Source organism: Nocardioides marmotae, from assembly GCF_013177455.1.
Taxonomy (GTDB): domain Bacteria; phylum Actinomycetota; class Actinomycetes; order Propionibacteriales; family Nocardioidaceae; genus Nocardioides; species Nocardioides marmotae.
In genome coordinates, this window is the sequence record NZ_CP053660.1 from 1,325,538 (window position 1) to 1,342,787 (window position 17,250).

Sequence of the window (17,250 nt, forward strand, 5' to 3'; positions counted from 1 at the left end):
CGGCCGTGGCGCGAATCGGTGACGGTGGTGACCTGCTGAAGTGTTCCTTCTGCGGAAAGAGCCAGAAGCAGGTCAAGAAGCTCATCGCGGGCCCCGGGGTCTACATCTGCGACGAGTGCATCGACCTGTGCAACGAGATCATCGAGGAGGAGCTCAGCGAGGGCGCCGAGGTCAGCCTCGAGGAGCTGCCCAAGCCGCGCGAGATCTTCGAGTTCCTGAACTCCTACGTGATCGGGCAGGAGCAGGCCAAGAAGTCCCTGGCGGTCGCGGTCTACAACCACTACAAGCGGGTGCAGGCCGGCCTCCAGCCCGTCGCGGGCAAGCACAGCAAGGAGGAGGTCGTCGAGGTCGCGAAGTCCAACATCCTCGTGATCGGACCGACCGGCTGCGGCAAGACCTACCTCGCCCAGACCCTCGCGCGGATGCTGAACGTCCCCTTCGCGATCGCCGACGCCACGGCGCTGACCGAGGCCGGCTACGTCGGCGAGGACGTCGAGAACATCCTGCTCAAGCTGATCCAGGCCGCTGACTACGACGTCAAGAAGGCCGAGACCGGGATCATCTACATCGACGAGATCGACAAGGTCGCCCGCAAGGCGGAGAACCCCTCGATCACCCGCGACGTCTCCGGCGAGGGCGTGCAGCAGGCGCTGCTGAAGATCATCGAGGGCACCACCGCCTCGGTCCCGCCGCAGGGCGGCCGCAAGCACCCGCACCAGGAGTTCATCCAGATCGACACCACGAACATCCTGTTCGTGGTCGGCGGCGCCTTCGCGGGCCTCGAGCACATCGTCGAGCAGCGGGTCGGCAAGAAGTCCCTCGGCTTCACCGCCGAGGTGCGCGGCCAGGCCGAGCGCGAGGCCGAGGACCTGCTCCAGCAGGTCCGGCCCGAGGACCTCACCAAGTTCGGCCTGATCCCCGAGTTCATCGGTCGGCTGCCGCTGATCGCCAGCGTCAGCAAGCTCGACCAGGAGGCGCTGGTCCAGATCCTGACCGAGCCCCGCAACGCGCTGGTCAAGCAGTACCAGAAGCTCTTCGAGCTCGACGGCGTCGAGCTGGAGTTCACCGAGGAGGCGATCGCGGCGATCGCGGACAAGGCGATGGAGCGCGGCACCGGCGCCCGCGGTCTCAGGGCGATCATCGAGGAGGTCCTCCTCCACGTGATGTACGACGTCCCCTCCCGCGGCGACGTCGCGAAGGTCATCGTCACCGGCGACGTCGTCATGGGGGTCGAGGCGCCCACCCTGGTCCCGCGCGCGCTGGAGACCAAGAAGAAGAAGTCCGCCTGACCCAGGTCCCGGTGCAGGGGCGTGAACGACCCGGCGCCGCTCGACAGGTCCGACCTCGACCCGCATGGCCCGAACGGGCCGTGCGGGTCGGTCCGTTCGGACCATGTCGCGCGAGGCACGCCGCTCGTTGGGGAGTGGGGGCGGGCGGCAGCGTGCCGTGAGGGACGTGGAACGGAACGAGAGCAGGACGAGGGACAGTGCGGATCGACCACAAGCGACAGCTGACAGCCTTCGTCGCGGTGCTGCTGGTGGCGGCCGCGGTGGTGGTGACCGGGGCGCGCAGCGAGGCGGCGCGATCGGTCGTGCGCGCGGCCACGGTGCACGTCGTCGGCGGCGCGAGGCTGGCGCCGGAGCCCGTCGTCGGGGCGGTCGCCGAGCCCCCGGCGCCGGGGCGGACCGGCGAGCGGCGCGGTCCGGTGGACGTGGCCGCTGCCGACACCGCTGTTGACCCCGCTGCCGCCGCCGGCGACAGCACCGCAGCCGCCACCGAGCAAGCGGCCCCACCCACCGAGCAGCGGGACCCTGCCCCAGGTCCGCGAGCCGACGACGCCCGGGACGGGGTGGGTCAGGGGCACGGTCAGGGGCACGGTCCGGGTCACGGCGAAGGCCGCGGCCACGGCCAGAGCCGGGACCACGAGCACCCCGGGACCCCGCGGGACGACGAGACCCGCGGCGGTCGCGATCGGCAGGACGGGGCGCGCTCGCACGGCCCGGGTCGCGACCAGGGCCGCGCGCACGGCCCGGGCAAGGGGCGTGGCGCGGGGCACGCGCACCCGGGCCGCGGTCACGGCAAGGGCGACGGCGCCCGCCCTGGCCGGGGTCACGGGCACGGCCAGGGCGCCGGAGCGGGCCGGGGGCCGGGCAAACGTCGGTAGTCCGTTCGGGCCATTGTGCTCTGGCGATGCGGCGCGCACGCTCGTCCTGAGGGAGACTTGTCCAGACAACCGCACCACTCCTGATTCGGGCAGGAAGGGGAGACGTCCCGTGGGCACCCAGCACCGCGCACCCTTGGCGGCCTTCGTCCTCGTGACGATGGCGGCCGGTGGTGTCGCCGCGAACGCCTTGCACGGCGGCTCCGTCCCCGTGCAGGAGACGGTCGCCGGCTCCGCCCCCACCGCGCCGCAGGTGCCTCGTGCGATCGCCCCGCAGCCCCCGGCCGACCAGCCGGGCGGGTCGGCCGGCCCGTCCTCGCCCACCACTCCGGACGGCTCGGCCTCGGACGCCCAGGACGCCCCGGACGCCGGCGACCCGACGTCCGGCTCGGACGCCCCGGCCGGCGTGGCGGTCGGCGTGCTCGAGGCGATCCCCGGCCTCGCGGCGCTCCTCCACGGCGGCGCGGCGGAGGTGGACACCTCGGTCCAGCCCGGCGGCCCGGCACCCACCACCGGTCCGGCAACGCCCGAACCCCCGACGGAGCCCAGCCCGACGCCCGGCCCCACCGGGTCCGCGCCCAGCGACCCCCAGGACCCGAGCGGTACGCCGTCGCCGACCGACCCCGCGACGGACCCGGCCGGCGACATCCCGCCCGCGAGCCCGTCCGGCGAGGCCGAGCGCCCCGTCCCGGCGCCCTCGCCCTCGCCGTCGTCGACCCCGACGCCCTGAGCCGATCCTCTGACTCGACAGCCGGAGCCGGCTTCGTGAGCAGGCTCGGCGCCTGACCCGAGCCGGCCGCTGTGCGGACCGGGGCCGGTCCCTGCAGCCGACCCCTGGGGCGAACCCCGACCCGGGCGAGATGCCCCGGGCCGCGCGGGCCCGGGGCGGAGGGCTCAGCCCTCGGCGACCGGCGCGAGCTCGGCGGAGACGGCGAGCTCGGTGGCGCTCTCGTCGACGGTGAAGACCAGGTCGCCGGTGACCTTGCCGCTGCGGCGCAGGTCGTCGGCGGCGACCTCGGCGGCGCGGACGAGCGCCTCCGGGCCGGCGATCTCGACGCGGGAGAGCTCGGCGCGCATGGACACCTTCGCCTGCGACTTCGCCCCGCGGATGCCGCCGAGGGCGGCCGCGACGGCGTCGACGGTGCTCGGGTCGGCGGCGGCGGCCGCGCCGAGGTCGAGCCCGGTCGGCCACGGGGCGTGGTGGATCGAGCCCTGCTCGGCACCGCGCGGGTGCCACCAGGACCAGACCTCCTCGGTCACGTAGGGCAGGAACGGCGCCAGCAGGCGCAGCTGCACCTCGAGGGCGATGGCCAGGGTGGCCCGCGCCGAGGCGGTCGCGGCGCCGCCCTCGGCGTCGTACGCCCGCTCCTTGACCAGCTCGAGGTAGTCGTCGCAGAACTCCCAGAAGAACTTCTCGACGGTCTCGAGCGCGGTCGTGTAGTCGTAGGCCTCGAACGCGTCGGTGGCCTTGTTGATCACGGTCTCGAGCCGCCCGAGGAGGGCGCAGTCGATGGGCGCGGCGACCTCGAAGGCGTTGAGCTCGGTGGCCCCGACGCCGCCGAGGACGAACTTCGAGGCGTTGAGGACCTTCATCGCCAGCCGGCGGCCGACCTTCATCTGGCTCTCGTCGAACGGGGAGTCCAGGCCGGGGCGCGACATGGCCGCGCGCCAGCGCACGGCGTCGGCGCCGAACTTGTCGAGGATCTCGGTGGGGACGACGACGTTGCCCTTGGACTTCGACATCTTCTTGCGGTCGGGGTCGACCACGAAGCCCGAGATGAGCGCGTGGCTCCACGGGGTGACGCCCTGCTCGAAGTGCGCGCGCACGACGCGGGAGAACAGCCAGGTGCGGATGATGTCGTGGGCCTGGGTGGCCAGGTCCATCGGGAAGACCCGCGAGAACAGGTCGGGGTCGCTCTCCCAGCCACCGGCGATCTGCGGGGTCAGCGAGGAGGTCGCCCAGGTGTCCATGACGTCGGGGTCGCCGATGAAGCCGCCGGGCCGGCCGCGCTGGTCCTCGGTGTAGCCGCGCGGGGCGTCGGTCGAGGGGTCGACCGGCAGCTCGGCCTCGGAGGGCAGCAGCGGGTGGTCGTAGTCGGGCTCGCCCTGGTCGTCGAGCGGGTACCAGACCGGGAACGGGATGCCGAAGAAACGCTGGCGCGAGATCAGCCAGTCGCCGTTGAGGCCGCCGACCCAGTTCTCGTAGCGGTGCTTCATGTGGCTGGGGACCCAGGTGATCTCCGACCCGCGGGCGACGAGCTCGTCGCGCAGGGCGGTGTCGCGGCCGCCGTTGCGGATGTACCACTGGCGGGTGGCGACGATCTCGAGCGGCTTGTCGCCCTTCTCGAAGAAGTTCGTCATCCGCTGGGTCGGCTTCGGCTCGCCGTCGAGGTCGCCGGCCTCGCGGAGCATGGTGACCATCTCCTCGCGGGCGGAGAAGGCGGTCTTGCCGGCGAGCCTCTCGTACGCCGCCGCGGCGGGCGCGGCCGCGAGCCACTCGGGGGTCTCGCGCAGCAGGCGGCCGTCGCGGCCGATGACGGTGCGGACGGGCAGCTGCAGCTCGCGCCACCAGGTGACGTCGGTCAGGTCGCCGAAGGTGCAGCACATGGCGATGCCGGCGCCCTTGTCCATCTCGGCGGCCGGGTGCGCGACCACGGGGATCTGCACGCCGAAGACCGGGGAGGTGACCGTGGTGCCGAACAGCGGCTGGTAGCGCTCGTCGTCGGGGTGGGCGATCAGCGCGACCACGGCCGGGATCAGCTCGGGACGGGTGGTCTCGATCCACACCGTGTCCTGGCCAGGCTCGCCGTCCGCGCGGTGGAAGGCCACGCGGTGGTAGGCGCCGGCGTACTCCCGCGCCTCGAGCTCGGCCTGGGCGACCGCGGTCTGGAAGGTGACGTCCCAGAGGGTCGGCGCCTCCTGGAGGTAGGCCTCGCCGCGGGCGAAGTTGCGCAGGAACGCGCGCTGGCTGGCGGTCTGCGCCTTGGGCCCGATGGTCGTGTAGTGCTGGTCCCAGTCGACCGAGAGGCCGAGGGTGCGCCACAGCGACTCGAAGACCTGCTCGTCCTCCTCGACGAGGCGCTCGCACAGCTCGACGAAGTTGGGCCGGCTGATCGGCACCTGCTTCTTCGGGTCCGGCTTGGCCGGCGGCGTGAAGTCGGGGTCGTAGGGGAGCGAGGGGTCGCAGCGCACGCCGAAGTAGTTCTGCACCCGGCGCTCGGTCGGCAGGCCGTTGTCGTCCCAGCCCATCGGGTAGAAGACGCTCTTGCCGGTCATCCGCTGGTAGCGGGCGACCAGGTCGGTGTGGGTGTAGGAGAAGACGTGGCCCACGTGCAAGCTGCCGCTGACGGTGGGCGGCGGGGTGTCGATGGAGAAGACGTTCTCGCGCGGCTGGGTGCGGTCGAACGCGTAGGTCTGCTCGGCCTTCCAGCGCTCGGACCACTTCTGCTCGAGCCCCTCGAGCGCGGGCTTCTCCGGTACGGCGAGCGCGGGCGGAGCGCTCGGCGCGTCGGGGGCCTGCTGCTGGGTGGTCTCGGTCATAGGCGGAAGCCTAGTTCGACCGCTCCGACCTGCGGAAACCGGTTGCCGCTCCGTGCCCGTCCCGCCCTACCCTGCCCGGCATGTCCACCGCGCCCGACCGCACCGCCCCGACGTGGGCCGTCACCCTCACCACCGACCCCGCCGCGTTCCTCGAGCAGGCCGGCGCGCTGCTCGCCGCCGACCCGGTGGTCACCTCGGTCGTGGCGACGGTGACCCAGCGGGCCGCTGCCGAGGACGCCGCGGGCGGGCCGCTGCCGGACCACCCCCGCTGGTGGGCGCTCGTGCGGGACGAGGCCGATGAGGCGGCCGCGGCGGCCGCGGCGGGCGCGGCGGCCGCGGCGGGCGAGGCCGGCGGGCCCGGGGCGGTGGTGGGCGCGGCGATGCGGACCGCGCCGTTCGAGCCGCACCCGGCGTACGTCCTGCCGATGCCGGAGGCGGCCGCGCGGGCCCTCGCGCGCAGCGTCCACGAGCGCGGCGAGCACCTGGGTGCCGTCAACGGCGCCCTGCCGGCGGCCCGGGTGGTCGCCGAGGAGACCGCGGCGCTGGTCGGCGGGGAGGTCGTGGTCGAGGAGCACCTGCGGCTGTGGGAGCTCCCGGGGCTCGACGCGGTGGTCGACCACGACGCCCCGGGCCGGCTGCGTCCGGCCACGCCGGCCGACGTGGCGACGTGCGTGGCGTGGTGGACGGCCTTCGCCGTCGACGCCGCGGAGCAGGGCGGTCGCGACGGCGCGCACCCGATGGACCTGGAGACCGAGGAGGGGATGGCGCGCCGCATCGAGCGGGGGCTGGTCTGGCTGTGGGAGTCGGCCCAGGGCGAGGTCGTCCACCTGACCGCGCACACCGAGGCGGCGTACGGCGTGGTCCGGGTCGGCCCCGTCTACACCCCGCGCGAGCACCGCGGCCACGGCTACGCGAGCGCCGCCGTCGCCCAGGTGACCCGGCGGGTCCTCGAGGCGGGGGACCGGGCGTGCCTGTTCACCGACCAGGCGAACCCGACGTCGAACAAGATCTACGCCGCCATCGGCTACCGGGTCGTGGCCGAGACCGCCAACCTGCTGGTCCGGTGAGCCCGGGGCGGGTCACCAGACGAGCACGGCCTTGACGACCGCGCCGTCGTGGAGGTCCTGCACGGCGGTGTTGATCTCCTCGAAGGGGTAGGTGCGGATCCAGTCGTCGACCGGGAACTCGCCGGCGGCGTGCATCGCGAGCAGCCGCGGCACCATCACCTGGGGGTCGGAGTCGCCCTCGATGGAGCCCTTGACGACCTTGCCGTTCTGGAGCATGTCGATCGCGTCGAGCTGGTACTCCTCGGCCCCGAGGCCGAGCACGACGAGCTCGCCGCGGATGCCGAGCGCCTGCTGGGCCTGCTTGACCACGGCCGGGACGGCCGTGGTGTCGATGGCGTACGTCGCCCCGCCGCCGGTCAGCTCCTTGACCCGGTCGACGACCGACTGCTCGCCGAGCGCCCCGGGGTCGACGGTGACCGCGCCGAGGGCGGCCGCCCGCTCCAGCCGGCTCGCCATCAGGTCGACCGCGACGACCGTGCCGGTGCCGGTGGTCGCAGCGGCCGCGATCGCGGCCAGCCCGACGGCGCCGACGCCCCACACGACCAGGCTGTCCTGCGGGCCGGGGTCGAGCACGTTGAGCACGGTGCCGGCGCCGGTCTGGAAGCCGCAGCCGTACGGCGCGATCCGGGTCAGGTCGAGCGCCTGGTCGACCACGACGCAGTTGTCGGCGTACGCCAGGGCGTGCCGGGAGAAGGAGGACTGGCCGAAGAAGTTGGAGAAGACCGGCCCGGAGGCGCGGGAGTAGGCGGTGGAGCCGTCCATCCGCATGCCCATGTAGTTGAGCATCAGCGAGCTGTCGCAGTAGCCGACCTCGCCGGCGCGGCAGCGCGCGCACTGCCGGCAGGAGCGGAAGCTGAGCACGACGTGGTCGCCGACCTCGATGCCGGAGACGTCGGGCCCGACCGCCTCCACGACGCCGGCGCCCTCGTGGCCGAAGACGTTCGGGTACATCTCGGCCGGCAGCATCGAGGCCATCGTCACGTCGGTGTGGCACAGGCCCGTCGCGACGATCCGGACGAGCACCTCGTCGGCCCGGGGGCCTTCGAGCTCGACCTGCTCGAGACGGAACTGCTGTCCTGGGCCGTCGACGACGGCGACCGTGGTCTCCATGGCGCCAACCTAGAACGTGTTCCAGGTCCTGTCTCCCGAAACCGGCTCCCTAGACTCTGGACACGATGACCGAGCCCACCGACTCCACCTCCCCGGCCGCACCCCGCCTCGCCGAGTCCTTCGCCGAAGTCGAGGACGCGCTGCTGTCCCGCTGGCCCGAGACGCGGCTCGAGCCCTCGCTCGACCGGATCCGCGCCTTCACCGAGCTGCTCGGCGACCCGCAGAACTCCTACCCGGTCGTGCACCTGACCGGCACCAATGGCAAGACCTCGACCTCCCGGATGATCGACGCGCTGCTGCGCACCCTCGAGCTGCGCACCGGCCGCTTCACCAGCCCCCACGTCGAGCGGATGAACGAGCGGATCAGCATCGACGGCGAGCCGCTGGACGACGAGGCCTTCGTCCGCGCGTTCAACGACGTCGCGCCGTACACCCACCTGGTCGACGAGGACCAGCCGCACCCGCTGTCGTTCTTCGAGACCGTGGTCGCGATGGCGTACGCCGCCTTCGCCGACGCCCCGGTCGACGTGGCCGTCGTCGAGGTCGGCATGGGCGGGACGTGGGACGCCACCAACGTCGCCGACGGCACGGTCGCGGTCGTCACCCCGATCGCGGTCGACCACACGCGCTACCTCGGCGAGACCGTCGCCGCGATCGCCCAGGAGAAGGCCGGCATCATCAAGCCCGGCGCCCAGGTCGTCCTCGCCCAGCAGCCGCCCGAGGCCGCCGTCGTGCTGCTCGAGCGCGCGGCGGAGGTCGGCGCCACCGTCGTCCGCGAGGGGATCGACTTCGGCGTCGTCTCGCGCGTGCCCGGCGTCGGCGGCCAGCTCATCTCGCTCCAGGGCCTGCGCGGCCGGTACGACGAGGTCTTCCTGCCCCTCCACGGCGCCCACCAGGCGCAGAACGCTGCGGTCGCCCTGGCCGCGGTCGAGGCGTTCCTGGCCGGCGGCGACGCCGGGGAGGCGCTCGACGAGGACCTCGTGCGCGCCGCCTTCGCCGAGGTCACCTCGCCCGGCCGGCTCGAGGTGATCCGCCGCTCGCCGAGCGTCGTGCTCGACGCCGCGCACAACCCCGCCGGCGCCGAGGCCACGGTCGCCGCGCTCGAGGACTCCTTCACCTTCTCCCCGCTCATCGGCGTGGTCGGGGTGATGGGGGACAAGGACGCCGAGGGCCTGCTCGCCGCCTTCGAGCCGGTGCTGTCCCACGTCGTCTGCACCCAGAACAGCACCGCCCGCGCGATGCCGGCCGAGGAGCTGGCCGAGGTCGCCCGCGAGATCTACGGCGAGGACCGGGTCAGCGTCGAGCCGCGGCTGGCCGACGCCATCGACGCCGCCGCCGCGCTCGCCGAGGCGGGGGAGGCCTTCGGCAGCCCGCTGGGCTCCGGCGCCGTGCTCGTCACCGGCTCGGTCGTCACCGTGGGCGAGGCCCGCACCCTCCTGGGAGGTCCCCGATGAGCAACCCGCAGCAGCGCTCGCCCCGCCGGGGCATGTGCGCGGCGATCCTGTGCCTGGAGGCGATCGCCCTCGGCCTGACCGCGCCGGTGATGATCACGATCGCCGACGTCGACCCCGCTCCGGCCCTCACCATCGGCCTCGGGCTGATGGTCGTGTGCCTGCTCCTCGCCGGCATGCTCCGCCGGCCCTGGGCCTACACGGCCGGCTGGGTCGTCCAGGTCGCCGCGGTCGCCCTCGGGTTCGTCGTGCCGCTCATGTTCGTGCTCGGCGGCATCTTCGCCCTGCTCTGGGGCACCGCCGACTTCCTCGGCCGCAAGATCGAGCGCGAGCGCGCCGAGGCGTACGCCGCGTTCGAGGCCGACCGGGAGGTCTGACCCGCCGGCCCTGGCCCTCGGGGCCCTCGGGGCCCTCGGGGCCCTCGGCGGATCGGGGTCGCGGGGGATCGGGGTCGCGGGGGCCCGCGCGCGAGCGGCAGGATGGTCGGGGTGAGCACACCGCTGTCGCCGACCGCCCGCACCACCGTCCAGCGGGGCCGGCACCGTGTGGTCTCCGACCGCGAGGTGCTGCACGGGTTCCTCGCCGAGGCGCTCGTGGGGCACGTCGGCGTCGTGGTCGGCGACCACCCGGTCGTCCTCCCGTGCGCGTACGCCGTCGACCTCGCCGGCCCCGACGAGGGCGGCTCGCTCTACCTCCACGGGTCGGTGGCGTCGGTGTGGCTGCGGCACGCCATCGGGTCGACCGTCTGCGTGACCGTCACCGAGCTCGACGGGCTGGTGGCCGCCCGCTCGGCGTTCAATCACTCGATGAACTACCGCTCCGCGGTCGTCATCGGCCGCGCCCGGCTCGTCGAGGACGAGGCCGAGCGGGCCCGCGCCCTGGACCTCGTCGTCGACCAGATGGTCCCCGGCCGGGCCGCCACCCTGCGCCCCAGCACCCGCAAGGAGCTCGCGGCGACCGCCGTGCTCGCCGTACCGCTGCACGAGGCGTCGATGAAGGCTCGGGCCGGTGGTCCGGGCGACGAGCCCGAGGACGTCGCCGCCGGCACCTGGGGCGGGCACGTGCCGCTGCGCCGCGTGGCCGGGGAGGCGGTCCCCGCGCCAGAGGCGAAGGGCCCGGTACCTGCGGACGTGGCTGCCCGTGTGCGCGGCCTGGCGGGTGGATAGGGTCGCGGCATGACGCAGCGCACCCTCGTCCTCCTCAAGCCCGACACCGTCCGGCGAGGCCTCGTCGGTGAGATCCTGGGCCGGTTCGAGGCCAAGGGACTCACGATCGTCGCCATGGAGCTGCGGCACATCGACGCCGCCATGTCCGACCAGCACTACGCCGAGCACGTCGAGCGCGACTTCTACCCCGACCTGCGCACCTTCGTCACCAGCGGCCCGCTCGTCTCGCTCGTCCTCGAGGGCGACGACGCGATCGAGGTCGTCCGCGTGATCAACGGCGCCACCGACGGCCGGAAGGCCGCCCCCGGCACCATCCGCGGCGACTACTCCCTCTCCAACCGCGAGAACCTCGTCCACGGCTCCGACTCCACCGAGTCCGCCGCCCGCGAGATCGCGCTCTGGTTCCCGCAGCTGGCGCTGTAGGCCTGTCGGGGAAGGCCGCGAAGCAGCCGCCCGCGACGTCCCACGCGCCCCGCTGGCCCCAGCGGCCCCAGCGGCCCCAGCGGCCCCAGCGGCCCCAGCGGCCCCGCTAGCCCCACCGGTCTCGCCTGCGCGTGGATGATCGCGTCCCACCTTTTGGTGGTACGCGCCCGCTTCTGGGGCAAAATATTGGCCCAGAAGCGGGCGTATCCCACCTATAGGTGGGACGCACCCCACCCCACGAGCCCCAGCAACCACAGGCGACACACCCCGCGCGCGGCGTGCCTCCGCGGGAGGGAGGGGTCGGGTCCTTACGCTCCCGGTGGGCGCAGAGGCAGGCATTCGGCAGCGGATGAGGTACGCCGGGCGCCCGGACTTCCCCGGACGCGACGGACCTGCGAGGCACCAGGCATGGCGAACAGCTTCATCGGCCGCGACATGGCCGTGGACCTCGGCACCGCCAACACGCTGGTCTACGTCCGCGGCAAGGGCGTGCTGCTGGACGAGCCCAGCGTGGTCGCGATGAACGTCGCCACCGGCGAGGTGCTCGCCGTGGGCCACGAGGCCAAGCGGATGATCGGGCGGACCCCGGACGGGATCGCCGCGATCCGCCCCCTCAAGGACGGCGTGATCGCCGACTTCGAGGCGACCGAGCAGATGCTGCGGTTCTTCATCCAGCAGGTCCACAAGCGCCGGTACTTCGCCAAGCCGCGCATGGTCATCTGCGTGCCCAGCGGCATCACGGCCGTGGAGCAGCGGGCGGTCAAGGAGGCCGGCTACCAGGCCGGCGCGCGCCGCGTCTACATCGTCGAGGAGCCGATGGCCGCGGCGATCGGCGCCGGGCTGCCGGTGCACCAGGCGACCGGCAACATGGTCGTCGACGTCGGCGGCGGCACGACCGAGGTCGCGGTCATCTCCCTGGGCGGCATCGTGACCAGCCTGTCCATCCGCACCGCCGGCGACGACCTCGACGCCGCGATCGTGGCGTGGATGAAGAAGGAATACTCCCTGATGCTGGGGGAGCGCACCGCCGAGGAGGTCAAGACGACCCTGGGCTCGGCGTTCCCGATGGCCCAGGAGCCGGAGGCCGAGATCCGCGGCCGCGACATGATCTCCGGCCTGCCGCGCACCGTCGTGGTCTCCAGCTCCGAGATCCGCCAGGCCATCGAGGAGCCGCTCCACGCGATCGTCGACGCGGTCCGCGCCACTCTCGACCAGACCCCGCCCGAGCTCGCCGGGGACATCATGGACCGCGGGATCGTGCTCACCGGCGGCGGCGCGCTGCTGCGCGGGCTCGACGAGCGGATCCGCCACGAGACCGGCATGCCCGTGCACGTCGCGGAGGAGCCGCTGACCTCGGTCGCGCTCGGCGCCGGCAAGTGCGTGGAGGAGTTCGAGGCGCTCCAGCAGGTGCTGGTCACCGAGCCGAGGCGGTTCTGATGGCGGTCCAGCTCTTCGAGCGACCCACCCGCCAGCAGTCCGGCCCCACCTCGTCGGGCCGCGGGCCGCGCGAGCGCCGCTGGCGCGTGACCGAGCGGCTCGAGCAGCGCGGCCGCCCGCCCCGCTCGCTGGTCGTCGCCCTCGTGCTGGCCTGCCTGAGCCTGATCACCCTCGACTCCACCACCGGCGACGACTCGCCCGTCGAGCCGGTGCGCCGGGCGGTCGGCGAGGTCTTCGGCCCGATCGAGGTCGGCGTGGCCGCCGTCGTACGCCCCTTCGTCGCGGTGCCCGACTGGTTCCGCACCCACAGCGACCTCCGCGGCCGGATCAGCGACCTCCAGGCGGAGAACGCCCGGCTGCGCACCGAGGTCAACAGCGCCGACTACGACCGCAACCGGCTCGCGGAGTACGACGGCCTGACCGCCGCGGCCGAGGACCTCGGCTACTCCCTGGTGCCCGCGCGGGTCGTCGCGCTCGGCCCGGCGCAGTCCTTCTCGAGCACCGTCACCATCGACGCCGGCTCCCAGTCGGGCCTGCGCCCGGACATGACGGTCCTCAACAACGACGGCCTGGTCGGGCGGGTCGTCCGCGTCACCCGCACCACCGCGACCGTGCTGCTCATCATGGACCCCGACTCGGTCGTCGGTGGGCGCGTCGGCTCCTCGATGGAGCTCGGCTCGGTCCGCGGCCGCGGACAGATCGGCTCCACCGGCCGGCTCGACCTCGAGCTCATCGACGAGTCCGACGTCCCGCGCCAGGACGACGCCGTCGTGACCTGGGGCAGCGAGGGCGGCGCGCCGTACGTCGCCGGCGTCCCGATCGGCCGGGTCACCGCCGTCTACTCCAGCCTCCGCGAGACCGCCCAGCGAGCCGTGATCGAGCCCTACGTCGACTTCGCCGCGCTCGACCTGGTCGGCGTCGTCGTGCCCTCGGGCACGGCCAGCGACCGCGCCGTCATCGAGGCCGACGGGAGCATGCGGTGAACCCGGCCCGCGCGGCGCTCACCGTCGTGGCCGTCGCCGCCGCGCTCGTGCTGCAGGTGACCGTCTTCTCCCACGTCTCCTGGCACGGCGTCGTCCCGAACCTCGTCCTGCTCGTGGTCGTCGCGACCGGCCTGGTCCGCGGCGCCCAGCCGGCGATGGTGCTCGGCTTCGCCGCCGGCGTCCTGCTCGACCTGGCCCCGCCGGCCGACCACGTCGCCGGCCGCTGGGCGCTCGCCCTCGTCGTGGTGGGGTACGTCGCCGGGCGGGTGCGCCAGGACGTCCGGCCCACCGTCGGGTCGGTCGTGGCCACCGTGGCCGCCTCCTCCTTCGTCGGCACCTCGGTCTTCGCGCTGACCGGGATCCTGCTGCGCGACCCCGCTCTCGGGGTCGGCGAGGTCCTCCAGGTCATCGCCATCGGCGTCGGCTGGGACGTGCTGCTCACCCCGTTCGTGCTGCCGGTGGTCATGGGCGCCTACCGCCGCCTCGAGCCCGCACGGGCCACCGCATGAGTGCCGCCGAGGCCGCCAGCCGCCGCAGCCGGCTGCGGCTGCTCGTGGTCCAGGCCCTGGTCTTCTCGCTCTTCGCGACCCTGTTCGCGCGGCTGTACTACCTCCAGGTCGTCAGCGGCGAGCAGTACACCGCGCAGGCGGCCAACCAGTCGGTCCGCGACATCGTGGTGCAGCCCCAGCGCGGCCTGATCGTCGACGACATGGGCCGCCCCCTGGTCACCAACCGCACCGCCTGGATGGTCTCGGTCGACCGCAGCATGCTGGCCAAGATGGACGCGGGCCAGCAGGACAAGCTCGTCGAGCGGGTGGCCCAGGTCACCGGCGTCCGGGCCGGCATGGTCCGCAAGCGGCTGGTCACCTGCGGGGACGACGGCAGCGTCAGCGGCGAGTGCTGGAACGGCTCGCCCTACCAGCCGGTCCCGATCGCCAGCGACGTCGAGCAGTCGGTCGCGCTGCGCATCCTCGAGCAGCCCGAGGACTTCCCGGCCGTGATCGCCGAGCAGCAGACGGTCCGCAACTACCCGCGCCCCTACGGCGTCAACCTCGCCCACGTGCTGGGCTACCTCAGCCCGATCACCGAGGACGAGCTGACCTCGGCCGAGGACGACGACGACGACTCGGTCAACGGCGCCTCCTCGGTCGGGCGCGCTGGCGTGGAGAAGCAGTACGACGCGTGGCTGCGCGGCATGCCGGGCTACCGCAGCGTGGCGGTCGACTCGATGGGGCGGGTGCTCGGCGACGACGGCGAGGTCGAGGCCACGCCCGGCTCGACGCTGGTGACCTCCATCGACGCCCGCGTGCAGGGCCTGGTCGAGAAGGAGCTGGCCGGGGCGATCGCGAAGGCCCGCACCGAGGTCGACAGCGTCACCGGCCGCCCCTACGAGGCCGACTCCGGCGCGGTCGTCGTCATGGAGGCCGACACCGGCCGGATCGTGGCGATGGCCAGCCAGCCGACGTACGACCCCGGGGTGTGGGTGGGCGGCATCTCCAAGAAGCAGCTGGCCCGGCTGTACTCCGAGGCCGCCGGCACCCCGCTGCTGGGCCGCGCGACCCAGGGCCAGTTCGCCCCCGGCTCGACGTGGAAGCCGTTCATGACCGCCGCGGCGATGACCAACGGCTACGGCCCCGACACCCGGCTGGCCTGCTCCTCGGGCTTCCAGGTCGGCAACCGGGTCTTCAAGAACTACGAGTCCGGCGCCTACGGCTCGATCGGCTTCGACAAGGCGCTCGAGGTCTCCTGCAACACCTTCTTCTACCGGATCGGCTACGACTACTGGCAGCGCTTCGGCTCCGACGTCGCCGACGTCGACGCCAAGGACCCGCTGGTCGAGGAGGCCAAGGTCTTCGGCTTCGGCGCCGAGACCGGCATCGACCTGCCGGGCGAGGCGTCGGGCCGGATCGCGGACCGGACGTGGAAGCGCGCCTACTACGACTCGATGAAGGACTACTACTGCGGCATCGCCGAGAAGCCGCAAGACGAGAAGACCTCCGACTTCGTCTACCGCTTCGCCCGCGAGTTCTGCGTCGAGGGCTTCGCCTACCGCGCCGGTGACGCGGTCAACTTCGCCATCGGCCAGGGCGACACGATCGTCACCCCGCTCCAGCTGGCCCGGGCCTACGCGGCGCTGGCCAACGGCGGCACCCTGTGGGCGCCCCGGGTCGGCAAGGCGATCGTCGACCCCAGCGGCCGCACGGTGAAGGAGATCAAGCCCAAGAAGGTCGGCTCCGTGGACCTGCCGAAGTCGGTGCTCTCCTACATCGACACCGCGCTGCTGAGCGTCAGCAGCCGCGGCACCATGGCCTGGAAGCTGCCCGGCTTCCCGCTCGAGCAGGTCCGGATCCGGGCCAAGACCGGCTCCGCGGAGGTCTACGGCAAGCAGTCGACCTCCTGGGTGGCCTCCTACACCGACGACTACGTCGTGGTGATGATGGTCAGCCAGGGCGGCACCGGCTCGGGCCGCAACGGCGACTCGATCCGCCGCATCTACGAGGCGCTGTACGGCGTCGAGGGCCAGACCGTCGACCCCCGCCAGGCCTTCATCCCGGGCACGAAGCCGCCCCAGGGCCTGCCCACGTTCACCCCCGACGGCTCGATCCTGCCGCCCGGCCGTCGGACCGAGGAGGACCGGTGACCGTCACCCGCCTGAGCCCGCGCGTGCCCGTCCGGCCCGTCCGGCCCGCCACCCGTGGCGCGGCGCGCTCCGGCGTCGGCGCCCGGATCGGCACGACCGTCCGCGCGCCCGGCCTCGACTGGTGGCTCGGCGGCGCGGTCGCCGTGCTCCTCGTGGTCGGCACGCTGCTGGTCTGGTCGGCCACCTCGGCGCGCGACACGCTCACCGGCGGCGACTCCACGGCGTACCTCTCCAAGCAGGTCACCAACCTCGCCATCGGCGTCGTGCTGATGGTGCTGGTGATGGCGACCGACCACCGGTGGGTGCGGATCGTCGCGCCGCTGGTCTACCTCGGCTCCGTGGTCGGCCTGGGCCTGGTGCTCTCCCCGCTCGGCTCGACGATCAACGGGTCGCGCTCGTGGATCGACCTCGGCGGGATGTCGGTGCAGCCCTCGGAGTTCGCCAAGCTCGCCGTCGTCATCGGCATGGCGCTGGTCGTCGCCGAGCGCTCCGAGAACCGGTGGCGGGCCCGGGTGGGCGCCGGCGAGGTCGCCGGCATGCTCGCCATCGCGGCCGTGCCGGCCGCGCTGATCATGCTCCAGCCCGACCTCGGCACGATGCTCGTGCTCTCCGCGACGGTCTTCGGCGTCCTGGCCGTCTCCGGTGCGCCGCGCCGCTGGCTGGTGCTGCTGGTCGGGGGCGGCGTGACCGTGGCCGTCGCTGCGGTGGCCGGGGGAGCGCTCAAGCAGTACCAGCTCGACCGGTTCCTCGCCTTCATCAACCCCGACCTCGACCCGCGCGGCGCCGGCTACAACGTGGAGCAGGCGCGGATCGCGATCGGCAACGGCGGACTCTTCGGCCAGGGCCTCTTCGACGGCTCCCAGACCCGGTCGGGCTTCGTGCCCGAGCAGCACACCGACTTCATCTTCACCGTCGCCGGCGAGGAGCTCGGGCTGCTCGGCGCCGGCGCGGTCATCGGGCTGCTCGTGGTGGTCCTCTGGCGCGCGCTGGTGATCGCCGCCCGCGCCGACGACGTCTTCGGCCGGGTGGCGGCGGCGGGCATCGCCTGCTGGTTCGGCTTCCAGGCCTTCCAGAACATCGGCATGTGCCTGGGCATCATGCCGGTCACCGGCGTGCCGCTGCCGTTCGTGTCGTACGGCGGCTCCTCGATGTTCGCCAGCATGCTCGCCGTCGGGCTGCTGCAGAACATCCACCTGCGCGCCACTGCGCCCGCCGCCTCCCGCGCGAGCCTGCTCACCCGCTGACCGGCCCGAGGCCGGGGGCATCGGGCC

The 17,250-nt window shown here is 73.4% G+C and carries 15 protein-coding genes; 13 read left to right on the top strand and 2 right to left on the bottom strand.

Annotation, left to right across the window (positions count from 1 at the left end; all coding sequences use genetic code 11):
- The first annotated feature begins 5 nt into the window (after nt 1-5).
- The 3 genes from clpX (at nt 6) to HPC71_RS06420 (ending at nt 2,891) form a co-directional block, all read left to right on the top strand.
- Nucleotides 6-1,289, top strand: coding sequence for an ATP-dependent Clp protease ATP-binding subunit ClpX (gene clpX, locus HPC71_RS06410; protein ID WP_171896332.1), 1,284 nt, complete (start codon nt 6-8; stop codon nt 1,287-1,289).
- Nucleotides 1,290-1,486: 197 nt separating this feature from the next.
- Nucleotides 1,487-2,164 carry a hypothetical protein gene (locus HPC71_RS06415; protein ID WP_171896334.1) on the top strand — a complete coding sequence of 226 codons (678 nt, stop codon included), beginning with the start codon at nt 1,487-1,489 and terminating at the stop codon, nt 2,162-2,164.
- Nucleotides 2,165-2,273: 109 nt separating this feature from the next.
- The gene (locus HPC71_RS06420; RefSeq protein ID WP_154616835.1) at nt 2,274-2,891 is read left to right on the top strand and encodes a hypothetical protein; all 618 of its coding nucleotides are present in this window, start codon (nt 2,274-2,276) and stop codon (nt 2,889-2,891) included.
- Nucleotides 2,892-3,055: 164 nt separating this feature from the next.
- On the opposite strand, the gene valS is transcribed toward HPC71_RS06420, so the two are convergent.
- A complete protein-coding gene (gene valS, locus HPC71_RS06425; protein WP_154616836.1) occupies nt 3,056-5,701 on the bottom strand; it encodes a valine--tRNA ligase in 2,646 nt (881 codons plus the stop codon).
- Nucleotides 5,702-5,781: 80 nt separating this feature from the next.
- Between valS and HPC71_RS06430 the strand changes: the two genes are divergently transcribed.
- Nucleotides 5,782-6,768, top strand: coding sequence for a GNAT family N-acetyltransferase (locus tag HPC71_RS06430; protein WP_154616837.1), 987 nt, complete (start codon nt 5,782-5,784; stop codon nt 6,766-6,768).
- 12 nt (nt 6,769-6,780) lie between these two features.
- Here HPC71_RS06430 and HPC71_RS06435 read toward each other — a convergent pair whose 3' ends face one another.
- Complete coding sequence (locus HPC71_RS06435) at nt 6,781-7,878, bottom strand: NAD(P)-dependent alcohol dehydrogenase (RefSeq protein ID WP_154616838.1); 1,098 nt, start codon at nt 7,876-7,878, stop codon at nt 6,781-6,783.
- Nucleotides 7,879-7,943: 65 nt separating this feature from the next.
- On the opposite strand from HPC71_RS06435, the gene folC reads away from it, so the two are divergent.
- From folC to rodA, 9 genes are all read left to right on the top strand, one after another.
- The gene (gene folC / locus HPC71_RS06440) at nt 7,944-9,332 is read left to right on the top strand and encodes a bifunctional tetrahydrofolate synthase/dihydrofolate synthase (protein WP_154616839.1); all 1,389 of its coding nucleotides are present in this window, start codon (nt 7,944-7,946) and stop codon (nt 9,330-9,332) included.
- Nucleotides 9,329-9,706, top strand: a complete 378-nt coding sequence (locus tag HPC71_RS06445) for a DUF4233 domain-containing protein (protein WP_154616840.1) — start codon at nt 9,329-9,331, stop codon at nt 9,704-9,706. The genes folC and HPC71_RS06445 overlap by 4 nt, the downstream gene beginning before the upstream one ends.
- A gap of 111 nt (nt 9,707-9,817) precedes the next feature.
- A complete protein-coding gene (locus tag HPC71_RS06450; RefSeq protein ID WP_253943923.1) occupies nt 9,818-10,495 on the top strand; it encodes a pyridoxamine 5'-phosphate oxidase family protein in 678 nt (225 codons plus the stop codon).
- Nucleotides 10,496-10,504: 9 nt separating this feature from the next.
- The gene (gene ndk, locus HPC71_RS06455) at nt 10,505-10,918 is read left to right on the top strand and encodes a nucleoside-diphosphate kinase (RefSeq protein WP_154616842.1); all 414 of its coding nucleotides are present in this window, start codon (nt 10,505-10,507) and stop codon (nt 10,916-10,918) included.
- A gap of 408 nt (nt 10,919-11,326) precedes the next feature.
- Nucleotides 11,327-12,355 carry a rod shape-determining protein gene (locus HPC71_RS06460; protein ID WP_171896336.1) on the top strand — a complete coding sequence of 343 codons (1,029 nt, stop codon included), beginning with the start codon at nt 11,327-11,329 and terminating at the stop codon, nt 12,353-12,355.
- The gene (gene mreC / locus HPC71_RS06465; protein WP_154616843.1) at nt 12,355-13,338 is read left to right on the top strand and encodes a rod shape-determining protein MreC; all 984 of its coding nucleotides are present in this window, start codon (nt 12,355-12,357) and stop codon (nt 13,336-13,338) included. The genes HPC71_RS06460 and mreC overlap by 1 nt, the downstream gene beginning before the upstream one ends.
- Nucleotides 13,335-13,847 carry a rod shape-determining protein MreD gene (mreD, locus tag HPC71_RS06470; protein WP_171896338.1) on the top strand — a complete coding sequence of 171 codons (513 nt, stop codon included), beginning with the start codon at nt 13,335-13,337 and terminating at the stop codon, nt 13,845-13,847. The genes mreC and mreD overlap by 4 nt, the downstream gene beginning before the upstream one ends.
- The gene (gene mrdA / locus HPC71_RS06475) at nt 13,844-15,979 is read left to right on the top strand and encodes a penicillin-binding protein 2 (RefSeq protein WP_154616844.1); all 2,136 of its coding nucleotides are present in this window, start codon (nt 13,844-13,846) and stop codon (nt 15,977-15,979) included. Before mreD ends, mrdA begins: the two co-directional genes overlap by 4 nt.
- Nucleotides 15,976-17,223 (top strand): rod shape-determining protein RodA, encoded by a 1,248-nt coding sequence (gene rodA / locus HPC71_RS06480; RefSeq protein WP_253943924.1) that lies wholly within the window; start codon nt 15,976-15,978, stop codon nt 17,221-17,223. Before mrdA ends, rodA begins: the two co-directional genes overlap by 4 nt.
- Nucleotides 17,224-17,250: the final 27 nt, after the last annotated feature.

Excerpts from the sequence above, each read along its gene's own strand:
- valS (WP_154616836.1), bottom strand. The coding sequence starts at position 5,701 with ATGACCGAGACCACCCAGCAGCAGGCCCCCGACGCGCCGAGCGCTCCG.
- HPC71_RS06430 (WP_154616837.1), top strand. The coding sequence starts at position 5,782 with ATGTCCACCGCGCCCGACCGCACCGCCCCGACGTGGGCCGTCACCCTC.
- HPC71_RS06435 (WP_154616838.1), bottom strand. The coding sequence starts at position 7,878 with ATGGAGACCACGGTCGCCGTCGTCGACGGCCCAGGACAGCAGTTCCGT.
- folC (WP_154616839.1), top strand. The coding sequence starts at position 7,944 with ATGACCGAGCCCACCGACTCCACCTCCCCGGCCGCACCCCGCCTCGCC.
- HPC71_RS06445 (WP_154616840.1), top strand. The coding sequence starts at position 9,329 with ATGAGCAACCCGCAGCAGCGCTCGCCCCGCCGGGGCATGTGCGCGGCG.
- ndk (WP_154616842.1), top strand. The coding sequence starts at position 10,505 with ATGACGCAGCGCACCCTCGTCCTCCTCAAGCCCGACACCGTCCGGCGA.
- HPC71_RS06460 (WP_171896336.1), top strand. The coding sequence starts at position 11,327 with ATGGCGAACAGCTTCATCGGCCGCGACATGGCCGTGGACCTCGGCACC.
- mreC (WP_154616843.1), top strand. The coding sequence starts at position 12,355 with ATGGCGGTCCAGCTCTTCGAGCGACCCACCCGCCAGCAGTCCGGCCCC.
- mrdA (WP_154616844.1), top strand. The coding sequence starts at position 13,844 with ATGAGTGCCGCCGAGGCCGCCAGCCGCCGCAGCCGGCTGCGGCTGCTC.